General features: G+C 71.5%; 1 protein-coding gene. It reads left to right on the plus strand.

The window, feature by feature from the left end; all coding sequences use genetic code 11:
* On the plus strand, nucleotides 1-1,559 hold a 1,559-nt coding region (locus ACFQ36_RS22605; RefSeq protein ID WP_377017800.1), incomplete at both ends, for a thiamine pyrophosphate-dependent enzyme.

The following is a 1,559-nucleotide window of genomic DNA, read 5'->3' on the forward strand; positions in this document are numbered from 1 at the left end:
AAGTCGGCCGGGCATGTGATTGTGGACTCGCTGGCCGCGCACGGGGTGCAGCGGACCTATGTGGTGCCGGGTGAGAGCTTTTTGGATGTGCTGGACGGGCTGCACGGCTCGGGGATCGAGACGATCGTGTGCCGGCACGAGGGCGGGGCCGCGTACATGGCCGAGGCGGACGGGAAGATGCACCAGCGCCCGGGCGTGGCGATGGTCACCCGGGGCCCGGGGGCGGCGAACGCGCACGTGGGCCTGCACACCGCCTGGCAGGACTCGACCCCGCTGGTGCTCTTCGTGGGGCTGATCCCGTTCGCGCACCGGGACCGGGAGGCCTTCCAGGAATTCGACATCAAGGCCTGGTTCGACACCGGGGCCAAGCGCGTGATGGTCCTGGACCACCCCGAGCGGGCCTCCGAGATCGTGGCCGAGGCGTTCTTCGCGGCCATGAGCGGCCGGCCCGGCCCGGTGGTGGTGGGGCTGCCCGAGGACATTATCCGCGAGCAGATCGACCCGGGGCTGCACCCGGTGATCCCGGTGGCCGCCGGCGGCATGACGGTGGCGGACTGGAAGGCGCTGAAGTCGGCCCTGGCCGGGGCCGAGAAGCCGCTGTTCGTGGTCGGGGGCAACGACTGGAGCGCCGAAGGCGCGCAGGCGCTCACCCGGTGGCTGGAGGACCACCGGATCGCCGCGGCGGCCGAATGGCGCTGCGAGGGCACCATCGACTTCGACTCGCCCTCCTACGTGGGCCCGATCGGCTACGGCCGGCCCAAGCCGACCTACGACCTGCTCGAGGAGACCGACCTGCTGGTGTTCGTGGGCACCGTGCCCGGGGACGTGATCACCGACGGGTTCGTGGCCCGCCAGGACTGGTCCAAGAAGAACTTTTTGGTCACCATGGATCCGTCCCTGCGCGGGCGGTCCGGGCCGGTCTCCCACCAGATCGTGGCCAAGCCGGACGTGTTCGTCCGGGACCTGGTGATGATGGAGCTGCCGGTGAAGGACTCCTGGGCCGCCTTCACCGAGCGGATGCGCACCGAGCAGGAGAAGTTCGCCGCCCTGCCCCCGGCCGAACCCTCCCCCGGCCCGGCCCGGATGGACACCCTGATGGCCAACCTCGTCCCGGCCCTGCCCGAGGACGCGATGGTCACCCTGGGCGCGGGCGAGCACACCAACTGGGCCCACCGCTACTTCCCCGCCCGCACCTACGCCTCCATGCTCAGCGCCCGCAACGGCTCCATGGGCTACTCCGTGCCCGCCGCCGTGGCCGCCTCCCTGGCGCACCCGGGCCGGACGGTGGTCACCATCGCCGGGGACGGGGAGTTTCTGATGAACGGGCAGGAACTGGCCACCGCCGCCCAGTACGGGGCCACCCCGCTGGTGGTCGTGATGGACAACGGCGAATACGGCACCATCCGCACCCACCAGGAACGCCACTACCCGGCCCGGGTCTCGGGCACCCAGCTGCAAAACCCCGACTTCGCCCTCATGGCCCGGGCCTTCGGCGGCTTCGGCATCAGGGTCGAGACCGACGCCGAGGTCCCCGCCGCCGTGCAGGCGGCCCTGAAGGC

The sequence above is a fragment of the Arthrobacter sp. GCM10027362 genome (genome assembly GCF_042679445.1).
GTDB lineage: Bacteria > Actinomycetota > Actinomycetes > Actinomycetales > Micrococcaceae > Crystallibacter.